Annotated in this window: 9 protein-coding genes; 3 read left to right on the top strand and 6 right to left on the bottom strand. The window is 68.4% G+C overall.

Features of this window, described 5'->3' with window-relative positions:
• Window positions 1-407 precede the first annotated feature (407 nt).
• The 3 genes from ABD743_RS00975 (at window position 408) to trxA (ending at window position 14,510) form a co-directional block, all read left to right on the top strand.
• Complete coding sequence (locus ABD743_RS00975) at window positions 408-6,968, top strand: eCIS core domain-containing protein (RefSeq protein ID WP_344717771.1); 6,561 nt, start codon at window positions 408-410, stop codon at window positions 6,966-6,968.
• A 556-nt stretch (window positions 6,969-7,524) separates the two neighbouring features.
• Entirely contained in the window at window positions 7,525-13,941 is a 6,417-nt protein-coding gene (locus ABD743_RS00970) for an eCIS core domain-containing protein (RefSeq protein ID WP_344717768.1), read from the top strand.
• A 122-nt stretch (window positions 13,942-14,063) separates the two neighbouring features.
• Window positions 14,064-14,510, top strand: a complete 447-nt coding sequence (gene trxA, locus ABD743_RS00965) for a thioredoxin (protein ID WP_344717766.1) — start codon at window positions 14,064-14,066, stop codon at window positions 14,508-14,510.
• Between the two features lie 12 nt (window positions 14,511-14,522).
• On the opposite strand, the gene ABD743_RS00960 is transcribed toward trxA, so the two are convergent.
• Genes ABD743_RS00960 through ABD743_RS00935 form a run of 6 tightly spaced genes read right to left on the bottom strand, consistent with a single transcriptional unit; the run spans window position 14,523 to window position 21,230 of the window.
• The gene (locus ABD743_RS00960; protein WP_344717764.1) at window positions 14,523-15,641 is read right to left on the bottom strand and encodes an NADase-type glycan-binding domain-containing protein; all 1,119 of its coding nucleotides are present in this window, start codon (window positions 15,639-15,641) and stop codon (window positions 14,523-14,525) included.
• Window positions 15,638-16,201, bottom strand: coding sequence for a phage tail protein (locus ABD743_RS00955; protein ID WP_344717762.1), 564 nt, complete (start codon window positions 16,199-16,201; stop codon window positions 15,638-15,640). Before ABD743_RS00955 ends, ABD743_RS00960 begins: the two co-directional genes overlap by 4 nt.
• Window positions 16,198-18,150, bottom strand: a complete 1,953-nt coding sequence (locus ABD743_RS00950) for a putative baseplate assembly protein (RefSeq protein WP_344717760.1) — start codon at window positions 18,148-18,150, stop codon at window positions 16,198-16,200. Before ABD743_RS00950 ends, ABD743_RS00955 begins: the two co-directional genes overlap by 4 nt.
• Window positions 18,150-18,560 (bottom strand): GPW/gp25 family protein, encoded by a 411-nt coding sequence (locus ABD743_RS00945; RefSeq protein WP_241036097.1) that lies wholly within the window; start codon window positions 18,558-18,560, stop codon window positions 18,150-18,152. The genes ABD743_RS00950 and ABD743_RS00945 overlap by 1 nt, the downstream gene beginning before the upstream one ends.
• Window positions 18,561-18,591: 31 nt before the next feature.
• Complete coding sequence (locus tag ABD743_RS00940) at window positions 18,592-20,460, bottom strand: VgrG-related protein (protein WP_344717758.1); 1,869 nt, start codon at window positions 20,458-20,460, stop codon at window positions 18,592-18,594.
• Entirely contained in the window at window positions 20,457-21,230 is a 774-nt protein-coding gene (locus tag ABD743_RS00935) for a CIS tube protein (protein WP_344717756.1), read from the bottom strand. The genes ABD743_RS00940 and ABD743_RS00935 overlap by 4 nt, the downstream gene beginning before the upstream one ends.

Genomic DNA, 21,230 nt, shown 5'->3' with positions numbered 1-21,230 from the left:
GTGTTGCTGTTGAAATCCGGCTCATGAGCAGCGAATACCGTGCGGCCATTCGGATTTTCCGATCCGTACATCCTCGTGTTCCTGGGGCGCAGCCAACCCCGACGAAGATCGTCTCATTGCGCAGTCGCTGCGTCACCGTGGGCAAGGGGAATTAAGTGCGAACAGGACGCTCCGGACAGGAAAGCGTCACCGCAGCGAATCAGGATCAATCGGTGCGGAGGGTGGAAGCTCCACGGGAAGTCGGAGCGGTTCCGGAGTCGGTTCCGGAGTCGGTTCTGAGGCTGCAGAGGCTGGCGGGAAATGCCGCCGTCGCCCGGGTATTGGCTGGTGAGCAGCGAACGGCGAGCTCCGATCAAGAGGCCACCACGAGCGAGCAGGACGTACCCGCTCCTGTGCAGCGTTCCGCTGTGCTCGATGTGCTGGCCACGCCGGGTCGGCCGCTGGATGCGGAGCAGCGCCAGGAGTTCGAGGGACCGTTGGGCGCCGATCTCTCGAGCGTCCGGGTGCACAGCGGCGATCCTGCGAGCACTTCGGCGGCGGCCGCAGTCGACGCGGAGGCCTTCACTTCGGGTGATCACGTGGTGTTCCGTGGTCCGGTCGACCGGCGCACCTTGGCGCATGAGCTCACCCACGTCGTTCAGCAGCGGCAGGGACCGGTGGCCGGTACCGACAGCGGCGACGGGTTGCGGGTGAGTGATCCGGGTGATCGGTTCGAGCGGGAGGCGGATGCCACCGCGGACGCCCTCGTGTCGCAGGCGTCGCCGGTCCAGCGGGTCGCCGGTGGTGGTCCTCCGGAGGAGACGGGCTCCGCGGGCGGTGTCGCGGTGCAACGTGCAGCCTCTTCCGTCGATACCGCACGTGGGTCGGTCGAGGAGGCCGACATCACCGAGGCGGGGGCGGAGACCGAAGGGGAGCGGCGGGCGAGGATCTCGGCGTGGCGCAACAACGTTGCTCCGCGTGACTGGCTCGGTCAGCGACGTGGCACCGAACAGGAGATCGAGAACCAGCGTCAGCGACTCGGCTGGCGGCAGCAGCAGCCTCTCCCTCCCGTCGGAGCGCCGGTCCCGGGCGGAGAGACAGCGGAAACGCAGGCCGTCGCGCCGGAGCCTCCCTCGCCCGGGGTGGCATCGGAGTCGGGGCGCTCTTCGATCGACACCGTGCGCGGGTCGATCGAGGAGGCCGATGCCGAGGCGGAAGCGGAGCTGCTGGCGAGCATCTCGGTGTGGCGCGACCAGGTCGAGCCGCGCGACCCGCTCGGTCGGACGCTGCAGGAGGCCGAGGATCAGCGCAGGCGACTCGGCTGGCGGCGGCAGCTTCTCCCTCCCGTCGAGACGTCGGCCTCGGGTGGTCCGGCGGAGCCGCCCTCGCCCGGGGCGACGACGGAGTCGGGGCGCTCCTCGATCGAGGCCGTACGGGGGTCGGTCGACGAGGCCGATATCACCGAGGCAGCAGCAGGGTCCTCCTCGATCGAGGACGATGCCGCGCGACAGGCGAGGATCTCGTCCTGGAGCTCCGAGGTCGGGCCGCGTGACCCGCTCGGTCGAACGGCGCAGGAGGTCGAGGAGCAGCGTCGACGACTCGGCAGGCGTCGGTACCTTTTCCCGCCCGGTGCGGCGCCGGCCTCGGGCGGTGCGGGCGCAGACACGGCCGCGGGTGACACTGCGCGCGTCGAGAGTGCGGCACCGACCATCGAGAGTGCGGCATCCAGCGTTGACAGCGCGGTGCCGAACGAGGCCGGCGGAGGCGGCCGGCCCCGGCCGCTCCCGCCCACCCCGGAGTCTTTGTCGTCGGATGCCGAGAGCATCCGGTCGAGCGAACACGACGGAGAGGGCTCGGACGGAGGTGTCGCGCCGGAGCTTGCGAGCCCCGAGATCCGCGAGGTGCCGCGCTCGCGGCCGGGATCGGTGGCGCCGGAGCCTGCGAGCCCCGAGATCCGTGAGGTGCCGCGTTCGCGGCAGGGATCGGTGGCGCCGGAGCCTGCGAGCCCCGAGATCCGTGAGGTGCCGCGTTCGCGGCCGGGATCCATGGCGACGAAGGTGGCGACAGAGCCGAAAGCGGCGGTGAAGGACCAGGAGGTCCCGGCGCAGGCAGGTAACGCACCGGCCCAGCCTCCGGCCCCGAGTCTGCCCGGGCGCATCCTTGAGGGCTGGTTGAGCGGTGGCGACCGGGTCATCACCATTCAAGGTGGTGAGGATGTGGTCGTCGATCGCCTCGTCAGCGCTCTGCCTTTCACGTTGAGCGCAGGCGACAGGCAGGAAGCCAGGGCGCAATGGGCCGACACCCTGAGCCTCGCTGCGCTGCAGCCGAGGCTTTCCGCGATGACGCGAGGCGACTCGGTGACCGTACCGATGGACGTCGGCGGCTGGTCCGGTCCGATCACGGTGTCCGCCCGCGTCATGAAAGTCAAGACGCTCGATCCGAAGACGGTCGAGTTCGAGGCGGGTGGTGACCGGTTCAGCTCGACCAGCGAGCTCTCGGAGTCGCGGGAGAGGCTCCAAGGCCAATTCGGCGGCACCATTCCGATTATCGAGGGCGGGCCCACCCTGGGGGTGACCCCCACCGGGCGAGTGTTGCAGGACAAATTCTCGAGTGGCGCGACGGCGCGTACCGGTCGGGCTTTCGCCCGTACGAAGACCAAGGAAAAGGCCACAATTCTGGACAGCCGGATCCAGCTGAAGTTCGACTTCTCCGAGCTTCAGGGTCCGCGTTCGTTCTATGTGGTGGGCCCTCGACAGCGGGTGGAGAGCGGCAAAGAACGGTATGAGTCGAGGACGATCGACGCAATTTCCGCGGACGTGGCCACCCCGGTCTCCGATGGTGCAGGCCCTGCGATGCGCTTGCTCCCGCCGCGGCGGGTGCAGCAGACCCTCGCGCTGGGGGGCATGGACGTCGTCAACGACGTGCACGCGCTCACCGATAGGGGGACGTTCAGCAGCGCGGGGGTGTCCGGGTTGCTGCGCTCCATCGAGGACACCGGCCGCGCAGTGTTCGGAACAGACTGGCCGGCGGTTCAGAAGGGCATCCTGTCGTACGTCAGCATCACGTCGCTGCAGCGGGATCTGAAAGCGATGATGGTCGGGGACGGTCTTGCGTTCCCGCTGCCGCAGGAGTTCGGCAGCATCCGGATCGGCGCCGAGATCGTCTCGATGTCACACCACCACACCACGAAGGAGACGGAGTTCAACGTCGGGACGGACACCAGTGGCTCGATGTCGTCGAGCGAGGGCAGCAATGAGCGTGGGGAGGTCACTGCTCCCATCGGACTGTCCGGTCTGGGTGGCGGCGCGGCGACCGGATCCTTGACCGTCACTCCTTTCACCGAGTACGGCCGGGACGGCAGGGAGAGCGCGCAGGGCGCCGCGCGTTCCGGCGTCGGAATGAAGATGAAGGTTCCCGGCGCGGTCTTCGACGGTGTGGCGAAGCTGTCGTTCAAGGTGCGCAGGCCCGGGCAGCCCGGACAGCCGAACCTGGGAGAGGCAAGGATCGGTTTCCAAGCGATCGTCGATGCCGCGGAGGCGATCGATCCGGGAAGCAAAGACCCGCAGGAGTTCGTGGCGAAGGGGATCCGGAAAAGCTTGACCGCGCCGCCGTTCACACCGGGAGAGAAGATCCGGCGGGCGAGCACGGGGATCCTGGGCGGGGGCGGGGGCGGGGGCGGGCCGAGGAACGGAGGAGGGCTGCCTTCCACCGCGGTCATCCTGGACGTCCTTGCCGGAGAGGGCGGCGCACACAATCCCGTGGCCGACACAGCCGGCCAGTTCGGGGAGGAGCAACTCGGCCGTTCGTGGGCGGGCCTCGAGGCGACCGTTCTCGGCACGTTCAGTCGCGAGCGTCTGGCGTCGTCGATCGCGGCGATGTCGCGGGGGGTGCCGCTGCAGAGCCCCCCGCTGATTCTGCCGATTCCTCAAGTGCCCACACCCCGGCAGCTGAACCCCCTGAAGCCCCCCTACGGGGAAGCATGGGTGTCGGCCACCGCGACGCTGCAGGATCTGGAGTACGTACGGGAGCTCAGCCCGAAGGCCGAGCTCAACGTGCTCAATGACGTCAGTACGAGCTCGGGCAGCCGGCACAACTCCTACAAGGGTGTGGGGGCGGAGGTCGGAGGCGCCGCCACGATTCGGACGCCGACGCCGAACGTCACTGTGGACGCTCCGGCACCCACCGTCGGCGCCCGGAGGCGGTGGCAACGAGGAACCCGCGCGACGCAGGCCTTCGGCAGCATCGCCAGCGGCAAGTTCGCGAGGCCCCAGGCTCCGATGCACGTGTTCCTCGGCACGGCATCGGTGACGCTCATGCTCATCCACAGTGAACAGGCGCCGGTCGCCCGTCCGCCGACCCAGCTCCAGTTCCTGGTGGCCCTGCCCCACGCGCACACCGAGGAGCACGTGGTCGGTGCGGACAGCACTGCCGGGCGGTCCGAAGAGCCCGCGCCCTCGGCAACCGAGGTCGCCGCGGCGCCGCCGGCCGCCCCGGCCGCCGGAGGTGGCTTGGGACCGATGAGGGTGCGATCCAGTCACCAGATCGGGTTCTCGGACGTGGTGGTCCAGCTCGGAAACGACATGGCCGTGATCAACGCGGTCCGCGGAGCGATCGGCGACAGGTTCGGTGACCGTTGGGAGGTGGCCCAGGCGAAACTGCTCCCGGTGTTCGACCGGGCCGTCATCCAGCCGCTCATCCCGGCGCTCACCCACGGACGGCGGTGGGGCTCGTCGGTGCGCGTACCTGCGATGGCGGCCGGGGCGCGCGACGTCACGGCGGATGTCGCCATCGTGGGCGCGCAGGCCACCATGACCAAGCACACGGACTCCGTTCCGAAGTTCGAGTTCGAGGTCGGCTCGGACTCGACGACCGGCGGAGGAACCCAGTCGGTGCGCCGAAACCGGTACATCGGTCAGAACCAGACGCTGAGCGTGGCCGCTCAACCCCAGGGCGCCGCCCTGACAGCCAACCCCGTCGGCTTCACCGTGAACATGGACGACACCTCCGGCAGCACCCAGGATGTCACCGGTGGCACGGTGAACAGGGCGAAGATCGTCGAACCGGCCCAGTTGTTCGAGGGCAGCGTCACCTTCACGATCGAGATAGAGGTGGGCGGGTCTGCGGAGCCCATCGAGGCGCAGGCCGTGATGACGGGCGAGTTCGCCTTCCCGGCACGCGACATGCCCCAGGAGGCCGGGCAAGGAGGGGCGTCGAAGCTCTTCAGCGTGCCCGACCGGATCAAGGACTCGCTTCGCCTCGGCGAGTCCGACGTCGTCCTGAACCTTCTGCCGCCGAACGAGCGGCAACCCGTCGGAGCGTCAGCGCCGCAGACCGAAGCAGGAGCCGCGACGCAGACCGCAGGAGCGTCGGCTGCGCGGGCAGAACCGCCCGCGCAGCTCTCAGCGGCGGCCATTCTGAGCCAGTTGGACGAACGCGCCGAGCGGATATTCGGGTCCGCCGAGAAGTGGAACGCCGCACGGCCCGCCCTGGAGGCGCAGCTCAACATCGACGAGCTCAAACAGAGGTTCCGGTCGATGATGGCGGGCCGGGGCTGGGAGATCCCGCTGGGCGAACACGGCGACGTGACCATCACGGCCAGCGTGGAAGAGATGGCGCACGCCACCCACATCGGGGAGCCGGTGGAGTTCAACACCGGGATCGCCGGCGGTCTCGTCCTCAGCGGTGGTGCGGACGGGCCCCTGGACGAGGACAGGCGCGTGTTCTACCGCGAGGCTTCCCAGCTGACCCGCACCGTGACCCAGCCAGACGCCGGAACCGCCGTCACGCCTGGCCAGACCTACACCTACGAGCGCGGGACGGACTCCGGCAGCGGGCAAACCCGCATTCGTCAGACGGGTGTCGGTACCAAGTCGAAGGACCCGGGCAGCGTCTACGACGGCGTGGCGCTACTCCACTTCGAGTTCGACCTGCCGAGTGGGAGCGGTGCGGCCACTCCTACGGGGCGCGGGCCCTCCTCCGAGTACCTCAAGAACCGGAAGGAACGGTGGGACGAAATCGGCAAGGAAGTCCGTGCGCTGGACGACAAATTGGCCGCCCCCGGAATCTCCGACGACGAGAAGAGGCGCGCTGAAGCGGACCGTACCGAGAAAGTCGGGGAGTTGAAAGATCTGGTGGCGGAGCAGAACTGGTCCGAGCAACGCAGGGCCGAGGCCCAGCAGAGTGCCGCGGGTGCGTCCCGTACTCCAGAGGCGAGGGTGCGCTTCACCGCAATGGTCGAGACCGCGGATGCTCACGAGGTCGAGAACGCTGAGGACGCCCGCTTCTCTCGGCACGACGACAAGCGTGCCGGGAGGGCCGGCGCGGAGAATGCCGGCCGGAGGCCCGCCAAGGGGACGCTCGAGCACGATCACATAAGCACGATGCCCGACTTCGGTTCCGTGGAGAAGATGCTCGACGTCTACGGCAACATGATCTACGGGGGTGCGTGGAGCAAGTATCGTTCCACGATCCTGAGCGAACTGAGTGCGGAACAGATCATGGTGAACCTGCCGGCGATGACCCAAGGTGTGCCGCTGGAGACCACAGAGATCAACGGCCTCAGGCCCGGGCGGATCACGCTCACCGCTCAGGTGAAGGACAACGACCGCTGGCTTCTCGACTTCCTCCGCGAGTCCAAGGCCGACGTCGCGCTCGTGGCCGAGAGTACGGATCGACTCCGAGGCCGGGAGCGCAGCTCGAACCTGCACGAGTCGAACAGCCAGCTCGGTATCGGTCCCGTGACGTTTTCCGGTGGCGGCTCGTGGCGCAACCGAAAAGGCGTGGAGGTGCAGATCGGTGGCCGGCTCGTCTCCAACTCCAAGGTGACCCAGCAGCAGGCACGCTTCCAGGGCCACGCCATATTCGCCATGACCTTCTATCCCGGGCTTCAGCCTCCCGGCAGTTTCTTTCGGGAGTCGTCCTCGACGATGAGCTTCGCCCTCCCGGTCACGGTCTCCATGTCCGCGCAGGAAACTTATCTCCCCAAGTAGTGCCGCCACCGTTCCAGGGTCCACGCTCGCCCGACTGGACAGCCGTCGCGTGGTGTCGCCGGGCGTTCGCATAGCGCTGGTGGTGGCTGGGCTCACGCCGGCATCCCGCAAGAGTTTCATTCCCCATGGGTCGTGCCCAAGGGTGCGGCGACTACGAGTAGTCGTGGCACTCGCTGCACGCCGCGGTCAGCAGCCACGATGTCCAGATCATCCCCGTTTTCGGGAGGTTCTGGTGAAAGGCTGTTCAAATCCTGCTCCAGGAGGAGCGAGTGGCGTGCGGCCATGCGGATTTTTCGACCCGTACATCTTTGCGTTCCTGCGTCGCTGCCGGCTGCAACAAAGATCATGCCATTACGCAGTCGCTGCGTCACCGTGAGCAAGGGGAATATCAGTGCAAGCAGGCCGCACCGGGCGTAAAAGCACCACTGCGGCACATCGTGACGAATCGCCGGTGCAGCGTGTGGAAGGCCCCCGGGACATCGGAGGGGCTCCGGGATCGGTTCTGACGCTGCAGAGTCTGGCCGGGAATGCCGCCGTCACCCGTGCACTGGCCGACGTGAGCTCCGATCGGACGGCCGGCACGAGCGGGCAGGACGTATCTGCTCCTGTGCAGCGTTCCGCTGTGCACGATGTGCTGGCCGCGCCGGGTCGGCCGCTCGACGCCGAGGAGCGCCGGGAGTTCGAGGGGCCGCTGGGTGCGGATCTCTCGGAGGTTCGGGTACACACCGGCGGTGCCGCGAGTAGCTCGGCCACTGCGATCGGTGCGCGTGCGTACACCTCCGGGAATGACGTGGTGTTCGGTGGTCCGGTCGACCGGCACACCCTGGCGCATGAGTTGACCCATGTCGTTCAGCAGCGGCAGGGGCCGGTGGCCGGTACCGACAACGGTGACGGGTTGCGGGTGAGTGATCCGGGTGACCGTTTCGAGCGGGAGGCGGAGGCCACCGCTGAGGCGCTGACGTCCCCGACGTCGCCGATCCAGCGGGCTCCCGGCGGTGACCCCCCGGCCGAGACGGGCCCGGCAGGCACCGGCGTGGTGGTACAGCGCGCGCAGACAGCGGCCGAAGTAGAGGCGCGGCGTAAGCGATTGGGCTGGCGTCCGCGTCCCGAGGCGGACATCACCGACCAGATCCTCGGGTGGCGCAGGGATCGCCCCTCCGTACCGGCTGCACCGGCCGCGTCCCGGCCGAGTGAGACCGATGTGGCCACGGAGGAGGAGACCGACATCGCCGACGAGCGGATCGGATGGGGGCCGCCCGCCACGTTCTTCCCGGCCGGTTCGAGTTCCGCGGACGAACGGGAGGACGAGCCTGTCGCAGGCGCGGCGACCCGGCCGCAGTCCGAGGTCTCCGAAAGAGCCGGTTTCTCGCCGCTGGAGTGGCTGCGGCCTGTTCGTACGCGGCCAGGGCTGCCGGCCGGGCCCCGGCCGCGCCCGGGTCGTGTCGGTGGGGTCTCGCCGCCGGAGTGGCTGCGGCCTGTTCGCACGCGGCCGGGTGTGCCGGTTGGTCCGCGGCCGCGGCCGCGTCCGGGTCGTGTCGGCGGAGGGCCGGAGGGACTAGAGGTTTCGCCGGGACCGGCGGAGCCGCGTCCGGTCCGTACGCGTCCGGGTCTGCCGGCTGGGCCGCGCCCGCGTCCTGACCGTCCTGGTCCTGCGAGGGTGGCTGCCCCGCAGATCGAGGAAGTCCTCAGAGAGGATCCTCAGCCCCCCGCCGTGCCGGAAAAGGACTTTCTCCAGCCCCCCGCCGTGCCGGAAAAAGACGATCCCCAGCCTCCCGACGTGCCGGAAAAAGATGCGAAGACCGTCGCGGACCGGTTCATGCTGGGCGGCGACGATCAGATTCTCAAGATCGGCGAGCCGCGCGACCCGAGTAAGGGCGACGCGGGCGTGGCCTTCGACGACAACATCGTCATCGACTTTCTGTCGAATTCTCTGAAGAACGTCTTGAGCCCGCGTGATCTGCAGATCGCCGAGCAGAGGTGGGCTGCCACCCTGAGCGCTGCCGCCCTGCAGCCGATGCTGTCATCGATGACCCGCGGCGACGTCCTGTTGGTGCCGCTGAACGTCGGCGGCTGGACGGGTCGGATCAAGGTGTCGGCCCGGGTCGTGCAACAAGCGAAGACGCAGGGCACCGCCACGGTCGAGTTCGAGGCCGGTGGCGACAGGTTCACCTCGGGCGTCGGCCTGTCGGAGAATCGGGACCGGCGTGAGGGGCAGGTCGTCGGCACCGTTTCACCGACGGGCGTGAGTGTCGGCCTCGGTGTGAGAGTGCTGCGGGACGACGTCACCGGTGAGACGGTCTCGAGTGGTGGCCGGAGCTTCGCCCGTACCAAGTCGAAAGAACAGGCGCCGCTCTTCTATACAGAGATTCAGATGCAGTTCGACTTCTCCGACGTCAAGGGGCCGCGTCGGCTGGGGGTGGGACCACGACGTCAGGTCCCGGAGACCGGATCGAAACCCATCGGGGCGACGGTGGCCCGGCCACCGGCAGGGGAAGCGGCGGCGGCCGGCTTCTGGCCGCCTGCTCGGGTGCAGGAAACGCGTGCGCTGGGCGGCATGGACGTCGTCACGGATGTCCGTGCCCTCGACAAGAGCCTGAGGCCGAGCGCATCCGGCGTGTCGGCGCTGCTGGGTACGAAGGACGATCGGACGTCGCTGGAAGCCTGGGGCTCCGGACTCCCGGACTGGCCCACCGTCCGAAAGGACATCCTGGCGCACCTCACCATGTCGTCCCTGCAGCGGGATCTGAAGGCGATGATGGTGGGGAAGGGCATCGAGGTTCCTCTCTCGAAGAACCTCGGGAGTGTCTGGATCGGCGCCGAGGCCAACTGGATGTCATATCGGCGCACCACCAAGGAGACGGAGTTCAACGTCGGATCCGACAGCAGTCGGGCTCGAGCCTCGTCCGAGGGCCGCAACACGCGGGGCGAAGCAACCGTTCCCATCGGGATTTCACCGTTGGGGGAAACCGCGGTCACCGGGAGTCTCACCGTCACCCCCGTCGGCGAGTACGGCCGCGAGAACCGGGAGGGCGACCAGGCATCCGCCCGAACCGGCACCGCGCTCAAGATGAAGGTCCCCGGCGCGGTCTTCGACGGCAGGGCGATGCTGACGTTCAGCCACTCCGGAGTCGGCTCCCAGGCGAACGCCATGATCAGTTTCCGGGCCATCATCGATGCCGCGGAGTTGGAATCCAAGGGTGCCGACGCCCCGGGAGCGTGGAGTGCGGGCGGAGGACCGCGTAAGCACAGCATGGCTGCGCCGGTGTTCGCACCGAACACGAAGATCAGAGCAGCGGCAGACGGCTTGCTGGGTGGCGCCGAGCCGGGCGGGGGGACAGGACTGCCGGCCGACGTCGTCATTCTCGACGTCCTCGCCGGAGAGAAGGGCGAACACAACCCCGTCGCCGACGAGGTCGCCGACTGGGGGAAGGGATACTTCGGCGCTTCCTGGGCGGACCTCCGGCCGGTCATCCTCGGAACCTTCAGCCGCGAGCGGCTGGCGGCATCGATCCCGGCGATGACACGGAAGGTGCCGTTGCAGAGCCCTCCGCTGATCCGCGCCGAGCACGACCCCGCATGGGTGTCGGGTACGGCCAAACTCGAAGATCTGTCTTTCGTGCGGGAGCTGAGTTCCAAGGCCGAGCTCAACGTGCTCAATGACGTGGCCACGAGTTCGAACGCGCAAAAGGGCTCCTACTACGGAGGCGGAGGACAGATCCAGGGCGGCCCTCGGGTACCGCTCCCAGCGGAGACGACCTTTTCGCCCTCCTTCCTCGTCGGTGCGCGACAGCGGCAGCGCACCGGAATGCGCCAGGCGGTTGCCATCGCGAACACCGCAAACGGCAAGTTCGAGAAGCCGATGGTCGTGTTCATCGGTGAGGCCACTGTGGACCTTCGTCTCACCGAGAGCGGGCAAACGCCTGGCCGCATCATGAAGGCCCCGGTCCGGTTCGTCGTCGCCCTGCCTAAGGCCTACACCAAGGAGTCGCTCGCCCCGGGGTCTGCGGATGCAGGGCAGGAGCCGGCCGAGGAAGGGGCCGCCGGGAACAACGGCGCCGCCGCCCCCGCTCCGGCGCGCGCACCCCTTGCGGTCGGTCCCCCTCTGCGGGTCACGAAGAACGGTCAGATCGGTGCGTCGGACGTGATCGTCCGGCTCGACAACGACTTGGCCGTGGTCAACGCGCTGAAGGCGGAACTCCAGAAGGACCTCGGTGTCAACTGGCACACGTTCGAGGCGAAGGTGCTTCCGGTATTCGACCGGGCCGCAATCCAGCCGCTCGTTCCGGCGCTCACCCACGGACAGCGGCTGGGGACGTCGGTGTCCACGAAGACGGCTAACGGGACCGACGTGGCGGCAGTGGTCAGCATCATCGCGGCCCGGGCGAGCATGACCGAGCATGTGCAGACCGTCAAGAAGTTCGAGTTCGAGGTCGGATCGGATTCGGCGGTCAGTACCGGAACGTCGAGCGGGAGTCGAACGCGCTTCACCGGCCGAACTCAGCTTGCGGCGTCCGCGGGGGCCGGGCACGTGACGTCCACTGGTGCCGGCGGCGCAACCGTCGATATCTTCTCCGAAGGTAGCGTCAACTCTGCCGGCGGCCTCGTGACGCGCACGAAGATGGTCGAGGAGGCTGAGCTCTACAAGGGTGAAATTCGGTTTCTGATCGAACTGAACCTGGGCGGTCAGGTCAAGACCGTCGCGGCCTCCATGCCGGGTCAGTTCGCATTCCCGGCGCGTGACACGTCGAAGCCCCCGGCGCCCGAGAAGAAGAAGGACGAGCCTGCAAAGAACGACCCGGAGGCGAGCGCGAAGAAGGATTCGGGGGCTGCGAAGAAGCCGGCGGATTCGAGGGACCAGTCGGTCTACCGTCAGCCTGCCCGGATCACCAGCTCACGCAGGCTCGGCTCGACCGATGTCGTGCTGGAACTCTTCCCCCAGAAGGCCGGGGCGGCGGCTTCGAGGTTGTCGCCCGTTCGGCGAGCCGAGCCTTCAGCGGCTCTGATCGTGGAGCAGTTGGCGCACGAGGGGAGCCAGATCTTCGGTTCGCCCGAGAACTGGGCCGCCGTGCGGCCCGTCCTGGTCGACGAGCTCAACCCCATCACGCTCAAGCCGAGGCTCAAGTCGATGATGACGGGGCAGGGCTTGCGCATCGACCTGGGGAAGCACGGCCGCGTGACCGTCACGGCCAGCGTCGAGGGCGAGATGTCGCACGTCGAGAACACGCGCGACCCCGCCGAGTTCAACAGTGGAGCCACCAGCGGTCTCGTCCTCGGCGGCACCGCCGACGGACGTCCCAGCGCTGAGACGCGCATCGCCTACCAGGCGATCGGCGGGATGACCGGCAACTCGTCCCCGTCGGCGCTGGAGGCGTCCATCACGCCGGGCTTCACCACCACGTACGAGCGTGGGAAGGATCTGACGGCCGACTATCTCACCTCGCGCCAGAGAGGCATCGGGACGAAGTCGAAGGTGCCGGGCAGCATCTTCAAAGGCGTTGCCCTCCTTCATTTCCGGTTCGATCAGCCCCGCAGCCTGGCGAGCACGATAAATCCGGAGTTCTCCACCCGGTCCAAGCGGCGGGATCAGCGGATCGCCGACCTCACGAAGGCGCAGTCCCGCGGCGGACTCTCGCGGGCTGATCAGGAGGAACTGCGCGCACTGCTGATGGAGCAGAGCGAGAACATCCGTCTTCGCATCGGGATGAGGCAGAACCCCGCGGCCTACGCCGGCGAACAGTTCGCGCCGAAGAACATCGACAAGTCGATTCAGGGTGCCGAGAAGGCGCACGAACGTCTCCGTGGCACTCCCGGAGCCGACGAGGCCGAGGTCGGGCAGGCCCGGACGCAACTGGCGGAACTCGCGGCGGCGAAGGACATGATGCTGCAGGATCGCGCGCGGATCACCGGATCTCGGATGGGACTTGCGCGGGTGCCCTTCACCGTGCTGATCGAGACCAAGGACGCGCTGAAGGTCGAGAACGAGCAGGTCGACGCAGTCGAACCTGCCGCTCTTCGGCTGCCTGACGTGGAGAAGGGCCTCAGGCCCGATCACATCGTTCGTGACCTGCCCGATGTCCACTCTCTCTACGATCTGCTCGACGCCGTGGGGCCGCAGATCTACGGGTCGGCGTGGAAGACCCACGGCCCGATGGTCCACAAGGATTTCAGTCTGGAGAAGCTGAGGGCCGGCCTGGCCGGCATGACCATCGGCAGGCCGCTGACGAGCCACCAGTTCTCGGTCCGCCTCCGGCCCGCACGGATCGAGGCCACCGCCGAGGTGGTCGCGCAGGGCTTCGAGCGCGTGGAACCGAAAGCCGACGTCGCGTGGGTGGGCGAGAACACCAGCCGATTCCGTGAGCGGGAGCGGGTGTCCAAGCTCAGCCAGTTCATCGGCCAGATCGGTGCGAGCCTGGGCCTCGGCGGCGTGCGGTTCGCCGGCGGCAGTTCCCACCGCACACGGGTCGGCACGGAAGCGCAGACGGGTGGGCGGCTCATCACCAACGCGAAGGTGACGCAGTCGCAGACCCATCTGAGCGGGCACGTCAAGTTCAACTTCACCTTCTATCCCGGCCCTCTCGGAAAGTCATCGATCACGCACTCCGGCGTCGTGCCGTTCACGATTTCCGTGCCGACCGCGGACACCAAGGAAGTTGCGAAGACCCAGCTGCCGGAGAAGGCCGAGGTGGAGTGGGACGGCCCGACTCCGAGGTATCCGGAGGCGGCGGATGCGCTCGCCGGGATCGAGAACGACCTGGACCGCGGCCCCGAGGGAGCCGCTTGCATCGTGCAGGTCAGGCGCCCGGGGCAGAACGAGGCCCGCCAGTACCGGGTCGTGAAAGAGGTCGTGAACAAGCGAAGCCGGATCACGTGGTACGAGACCCGGTCGAATGCTCCGACCTCCGCGCCATGGAATGCGCGAACGATCAAGGCGTACTTTCTGCCGCCACCGCCCCCTCCGAAGGACCGTGTCTGACCCGCCGGGACGGCGACGTCGCCGGTGTTTTCACCGCTTGTTGTCCGAATCGCGGGTGACCTGCTGTGCGCGCAGTGCCCGGCTGCAGGCACAGTGGGGTGTCGCCACACTCGGGAGGTCGCATGAGCCCGTCCACCGCCACGGTCAAGTGCCCGCACTGCGGGAAGACCAACCGTGTGCCGTCCGCCGCAAGTGGACTGCCCCACTGCGGCAACTGCCACCGCTCGCTGCCCTGGATCACCGCTGCCGGCGACGACGACTTCGCCGAGGTCGTCGAGCGTGCCGCACTGCCCGTGTTGGTCGACATGTGGGCCACGTGGTGCGGGCCCTGCCGGATGGTGAGTCCTGCGCTGGAGCAGTTGGCCACCGAGCGCGCGGGCAGCGTCAAGCTCGTCAAGGTCGATGTCGACGCGGCTCCGCGGCTGGCGCAGCGATTCCGGGTGCAGGCGGTGCCGACGCTGATGGTGGTGCGTGACGGCGAGGTGGTGGCCCGCCAGGCGGGAGCCCTCCCACTGCCGGCCCTGCGCCAGTGGCTGGACGCCAGTGTCGGCAGCGGCAAGGAGGGCTGACCCGCCCGGCGGTCAGCCGTTGCTCTGGGTTCCGAGGAACTCGATCTCGGCGATGGCCACCTGTTTGTTGTCAGGGCCCGGCGACCGGTAGGCGCTGCGCAGGGTGAGGGTGACCTGGCGGACGTTGTCCACCGGTGTCGAGATCTGCTGGACGACGTCGTCCATCAGGTGCAGGTGGAACACCGTGTTCTTGCCCTGGGCGTCGCGAACCGTCATGTCGATCTGTTCGGGCCGGTACTGGTTGTAGTGGTCCTGGGGGCGCGGGGAGACGCCGGGAGTGATGCGAACCGCCCGCAGGTTGATGCTCCGGTTGTAGTTCGCCTGCAGGTACTGGCCCGCGGAGTCGCCGTTCTGACCGGTTCCCCACCAGCTGTTCTGGTTTCCGTCGAACGCCGATGTCGGGGGGTGGCTGGTGTCCGCTGCCGACGCGGCCACCGTCGCGGGCGGGAGCAGGGTCTCGGAGTTGAGCAGGCGCTGGGCCAGCAGGAAAGCGGGGTAGGCGAGGATCGCGAGCGCGAGGAGCGCAACGAGACCGATCAGCTGTGCCCGGGTGAGCCGGGCGAACCACAGCCGGATGCGCTGCCAGAAGGAGCGTTTCCGGGGAGCCGCGGGAGGCGGGCCCGCGCTGAGGTCGACACCGCAGTTGCGGCAGAACTTGCGGTCAGCGCGGTTGCCGACACCGCAGTTCCAGCAGACGATGCCGCTTTCCTCGTTGGCCACGACGGGCCGCACCTCGGGCCGAGGCGGCTCGGGGCGCCCCGGCAGCACCGGCACCACCTCGTCCTCCTCCCGGCCCGAGAGCGGGACGAGGAGCCGGCGTGCACGTCGCCGCAGGTCCGACTTCTTCGACTCCGACTCGGCAGGGGTGTCGTCGAAGGAAGCCGTGGTCGGCACCGGTGGCGGCGTTGCTGCCGCGGCCGGAGCGGGTGCCGGTGCGGGTGCGGGTGCCGGTGAAGGCGCCGGCGGCTCGGGCGCGGGCGCGGGCTTGGGCTGGCGGGCAGCGCGCTCGGCACGGCTGACCTCGTCCCAGTCGACGAAGTCGCCGCACACCTCACAGAACGATTTCCCGCTCCTGGGCCCCTCGTTCCCACAGTTCGGGCAGCGGGGCGCGGGGTTGTTCTCGTCGCTCATACAGGCAACACGTCATTTCCGCCGGTGCCGATCACGTCGATGGCATACGGCATGTGTGCGGGGCTGGCCGCCGCGACCACGGCGTCCAGCCGGACGCGGTTGATGGTGCTCGGGTCCGGTACCCGGACGATGACCCGTAGGTCGGGTTCTCGGTTGCCGGGGAACGGGCCGAGTGGGCGGGCCGACCATGCCGATCCGCCGCTCTCGATGATCTCCGGGGTCACCCCGATCGCCAGCCGCACCGCGGTGGCGAGACCGAACGCGGTGCCACGCCTGCGGTGCATGGTCACGGCGCTGGCGATGGCCTCCCGGCGGATCTCCAACGGCTCGTCTCCGTCGAGTTCCGCACCGATCCACTGGCCCAGCCAGTCGAGGAAGTCCTCCGGCGCGAGCCAGGGGGAGAAGTAGGCGTCGAGGCAGTCCAGCACGATCATCAGCGGCCCGAGCACCACGTCGAAGCCGCTCGCGAAGCGCAGTCCGAACGAGTCCTCCTGGTAGACCGCGGGGAGCTGGTCCGCCAGGGGGTTCGGGCTGCGAGGGTCGTTGACGTTCGCTCTCATCGGTCCCCGATCACCCGCACCCGAAGGTCGTACGGGAAAAGCAGCGCCACGGGCGCGAGATCGATCCGGTCGGTCTGATCGGCGCGCCGTCCCGTCAGGGGGTCGGACGGGAACAGCAGCACCTCGTCCACGAGCTCGACGCCCGGCACCCGTTGCAGTGCCGCGAAGAGCTCACCGGCCGCGAGCGGACGCCCGAACGGCCAGCCGTTGCCCTGGGGACCACCGGTCAGCGGATCCAGGTACTCGTACAAGGCGTCCAACGCGCCGGCCCGCACCATCTGTGAGGAGACCCCGCGGTAGGAGTGCATCGTCGCCTGCACGGATACGCCCTGGTAGAAGGGCGGTCCCACGGAGAGCCGCACGCCGAGCGGGCGCCGGTCCTCGAGATAGCGGGTGATACGTGCCAGCAGCTCGTCGCCGGGGACGAGCTGCTCGAAGCGGAGCCGCCCGCCCACGTCCGGCACGGCCTGGGGGACCACCAGCACCCGCACCGCGTTCTCGTTGCCCGGCTCGCGCACGGTGGGACAGGCGATCCGGGCGACCTCCGGCGCAGCGCGTTGCGTGAGCTCCTCGTAGTCCCGGGGGGTCACCGCCCGGTCCTGTGCGCGCAGGGTGATCGGTGCGCGGACCTTGGCCTCGTCGATCGTCTCGCCGTCGAGCCCGCCGCGGGCGCCCTCGCGGTTCTCCACGCGGGCGATCGAGGGGATGGAGCTGCTGAGAACCCGGACGGTGCCGCGCGAGACGTTGCCGTCCCGGCCACCACCGGACCGGTAACGAGTGGCGCGCACGACCGAGCCCTTGGGCGGCACCGCCCCGTACTGGCGCATGCTGCCGTCGGGCTCACGGACCGCCGGGCCGAACATGATCTCGCCGGTGGTCGCGTCGAGGCGCACGTGGGGCGAGCGGGAATTCGAGGCGGCGAAGTTGTCGACCACCTCCCAGCGCTGCCACCCCTCGTCGGCGGACACGTCCAGCACCAGGGACGGTTCGCCGATCACCACCGGGGGGTTCGCCAGCTGCATGCGCTGGCCCGGTACACCCTCGGACTCGCCGAGGATCTCGTTGTTGACGTCCTCGGCATGCACCGCTGGTGTCGTGCCGCCGATGGTGAACGCCACGGCGGAGCGCACGGTGGGCGACACCGAGTAGAACGGCTGTCCGACCTTCGGTTCGGTGACCTGACAGCGCAGCCACCCGGCCTCGTCCTGCCCCAGCCGGGAGCGGGTGTGCCCGTCCGGGACGTGCAGGATGACCCGGCCGTAGCGGTTCAGACCGCCGGTCTCGTCCTCGGCCACCTCACACGGCCGCCAGCCGCGCGAGGTGAGTGCCTCCCAGCGGAGGGGAGGCTGGCGCGGGTCGACGCCGACGCCGTCGACCCGGCTGTCCAGCTCGAGTGCCACCGCGCAGTTCGGGACCCCGACGGACAGTCCGAACAGCAGCATGTCGCCAGGGCGGGGCTCGGCAGAGAACGCGCTCACGTCACGCTCGCCCAGCACCTCCTGCGTGCGGTCTTCCGGAGCGCCGCCGGAGACCTGGCGCACCACTCGCTGCAGCTCGCACGGTGGGATGGGCAGCGCCTGCTCGGTGACGAAACCGATCGCAGCGTCGTTGTCGGAGCGGTCCGTGCTGACCTCGGTGCCCGGGGGGATCACCACGGTCTCCGGCTGCGGGGCCGACAGCCAGAACGTCACGTCGACGCGCGCCGCTGCGGGCGCGAAGAGGGTGATTCCCAGCAGGTCGAGGAAGGCCAGGTAGTTCTTGTCCGGTACGCGGTTGAGGCGGTACACGAGCTGGTCTGCCATGTAGGCGACGGCCTCGATCAGGGTCACCCCGGGGTCGGACACGTTGTGGTCGGACCATTCGGGGCAGCGCTGCTGGATGTAGCGCTTGGCGTCGTCCACGAACTGCTGGAAACGGCGGTCGTCGAGGTTCGGCGCGGGCAGGGGCATTAAAGGTCGCTCTCGTTGGGAGGTATGACGTAGTACGGGAAGACCAGGTTGCGGGGGTTGTTCGTGCCGCGGATCTCGTACTGGATCTCGATGAGCAGCGTCGCCGTGTCCTCCTCGTCGGCGGTGACGACGACGTCGAGCACCTCGATGCGCGGCTCCCAGCGGTCGAGTGCGGTCATGACCTCGAACCGCACGCGGCCGGCGGTGGTCGGATTCATCGGGTCGAAGGCCAGGTCGTGCACACCGCAGCCGAACTCCGGCCGCATGGGTCGCTCTCCCGGCGCGGTGGAGAGGATCAGCCTGATCGCTTCCTCGATCTCGCGCTCGCCGGTGGCGAGGGAGATCCCACCGGAGGCCTTCGTGTGCATCGGGAACGCCCAGCCCGCACCGATGAAGGCCTGGCTGGTCATGCCGGCCCCGCCGCTGCCGCGTGTGCACCGCTCATATGACCGGCACCCCGTTCGCCAGGACGACGCCCTCCATGGTGATCGTGGTGGCGATCTCGTTGATGTTGGCCGTTGTCTCCATGGTGATCTCCGCCCCCGCGGTCATGGCGATCAGACCGCCGGCCGTGACGGTGGCGGCACCGCCGACCTGCAGCCCGAGCTCCCCGCCCGCCTTGAGGTTCAACGCCCCGCCGGCTTCGACGTTCACCGCGCCGCCGGCGGACAGGCTGAGCTCCCCGCCGGCTTTGACGTCCACGTTCCGCGCTCCGGTGATGCTCACCCCGCCCTTGCTGTCCACGGTGATCGTGGTCGTCGTCTGGTCGAGGTACATCGTGAGGAGGCCGTCGCCGGTGCGCATCCGGATGCCCATCTTGCCTCTCGTACGAGCGTCGAGAAGCTCGATCATGTGTTTTTCGCGGGAGGCAATGCTGCGCCAGTTCACCTTGCCGACCGTGTCCACCGGATCCATCCGATCGGGATCATCGGTGGGCTTGTCCTTGCCGTTGTAGAGGCCGGCGATCACGTAGGGGTGCTCCAGTGAGCCGCGATCGAACCCGACCAGCACTTCGTCGTCGGCCGCAGGCGTCATCAAACCTCCGCCTCCCACACCGCCGAGCTGGGCCACCCGGCACCAGTCGCTCTCGTACTTGTCCGACAGCCAGGGGAATTTCAGCTTGACCCGTCCTTTTTTGTCCGGGTCCTGCGTGTTGGTCACGGTCGCGTTGGCCACTCCGGGGATCACCGGCGTGGTCGACGCCGCTCCCGAGGCGAGCCCGTAGAGGCTGCGGATCTGACGGCCGCTCACCTCCACCCATGTCAGGTACTGCTGACCGGTCTCGAAGACGTGCCGGGCCGCGGTGACGGTGTACTGGCCCTCGAAGGGTTCACCTGCGCCTTTGAGGGCCACGGGGACGCCGGGGCCGAGCTCCGGGGTGCCGGTGACCGCCACCTCCATCTCGGCGAAAGAGCTGGAGACGTCGTCGGCGAGCCCCTTGGACGCGGTGTTGACCTCGGCCTGCGTGGTGTAGGGGATGTCGGATCCGGTGAGCGAGGCCTGGCCGAACTTCTGGATGACCTTGCCCGGCGTCACGCCGATCTTTGCGCCGTCGGTCGTCGTCGCGGGCGACTGCTTGGTGAGCGCGCGCTTGTTCTTCTCGTCCCAGCCGCGGACTTCAGCCGTGTTCACCTGGCCGGCCGACGTCACCCCGACGCGGCAGCGCAACGCGTTGGCCCCGAACTCCAGCACGAAGGGGCTTTTCTCCGACGAGGTGGTGTCCGATGGTGCGCCGGACGCCGGCAGCCGCTTGGTGAACTGGAGACTGCCGTCGCGGTCCACGTACACGTAGACGTCGTTCTCCATGGCCAACCTGGTCATGAAGTCCCAGTCGGTGATGTTGGGCTGGGTCGCCTGCTCGTATTGGGTGGTGGTCGGGTCGATCTTGCCGGTTTTCACTTTGTTGGTCTTCGCGATCTTCTGGACGATCGCCGACGCCGTCATCTTCTTGTAGCTCTCGACCCGGCGGTTTCGCTGCAGCCGGTGGGCCGCGTCGTAGCCGCGGACCCGAAGCGTTCGGCCGGCCCGGTCCGCGTCCACCTCCATCGCGGTGATGTCACCGGTGATCAGCGGCTTCTTCGAAGTTGTGCCATCCGCGATGACCGACATCTCGACGGTCGTCCCGATGGTCAGTTGCGGGAAGTTCTTGGTCACGTCGCTGTACGGGTCGGAGAAGGTGAGCTCGAACGCCGAGGGCAGGTTCATGCTGCTGTCCGTCCAGCCGGACGTCATCAGCTGCGCCAGCTGATCCGGCATCTTCGCGCCGTTCAGCTTCACCTGGAGAATGTTGGTGTAGATCTTCTGGCTCATTCGCCCACCTCCTCGGCGGCGGGCAGCAGGAGTTCCCGTCCCGGTTTCAGCCGCATGGGATCGTCGATGTTGTTCGCCCGCGCGATCGCCCGCCACACCGTTGGATCGCCGTACTCGTTCCAGGCCAGCGACGCCAGTGAGTCCCCGACCACTACTGAATGCACCCGGTTTGCGCTGAGCGCCCCGGATGTCGGGTTCTGGCCCTTGGTCGGCTGGGGAACCTCCTGGAGCGCCAGCTGGCACCGTGCACGGTTGGGCGTGCCGTCGGGGCTGAACCTCGTATAGGTCACGTTGACGCTCATCATGATCGCCGTGAACTGGGCCGCCTTGAGCGATCCCCAGGACAGCTTGACCCACGGCGGTGACGGACGCTTGCTGGTCACACTCTGCGGGTCCACCTCGCAGCAGGACATCAGCAGGTCGACGTTCTTCGCGACGTCGCCGCCGGTGATCGTGCCGAAGGTGCCTCCGTCGAGGATGACCTCGAGGTTCATCGTGGCGGGCTGGGCGCCGTGGAACTCAGGCGTGGGGCCGCGGTCGAAGGACACCGCCGTCTGTGCGCTCCACGAGGCGGACCGGGACATCTGAACCTGGCCCGGGTTGTACTCGAAATCGACATCGGCGATTTTCGATCCGAGAGCGCCACCGGCCGCTGCCGGCGGCCGGAAGATCGACAGTGAGGCGTGTGAGACCGCGAAGCTGCCGAGGCCCGGCACCGACCCCGCGACGTTCTGTGCGGCGCTCTTGAGCTTTCCAAAGCCACTGGTCAT

The organism is Pseudonocardia yunnanensis (assembly GCF_039534065.1).
GTDB lineage: Bacteria > Actinomycetota > Actinomycetes > Mycobacteriales > Pseudonocardiaceae > Pseudonocardia > Pseudonocardia yunnanensis.
This window is presented reverse-complemented; position numbering and strand designations above follow the sequence as displayed.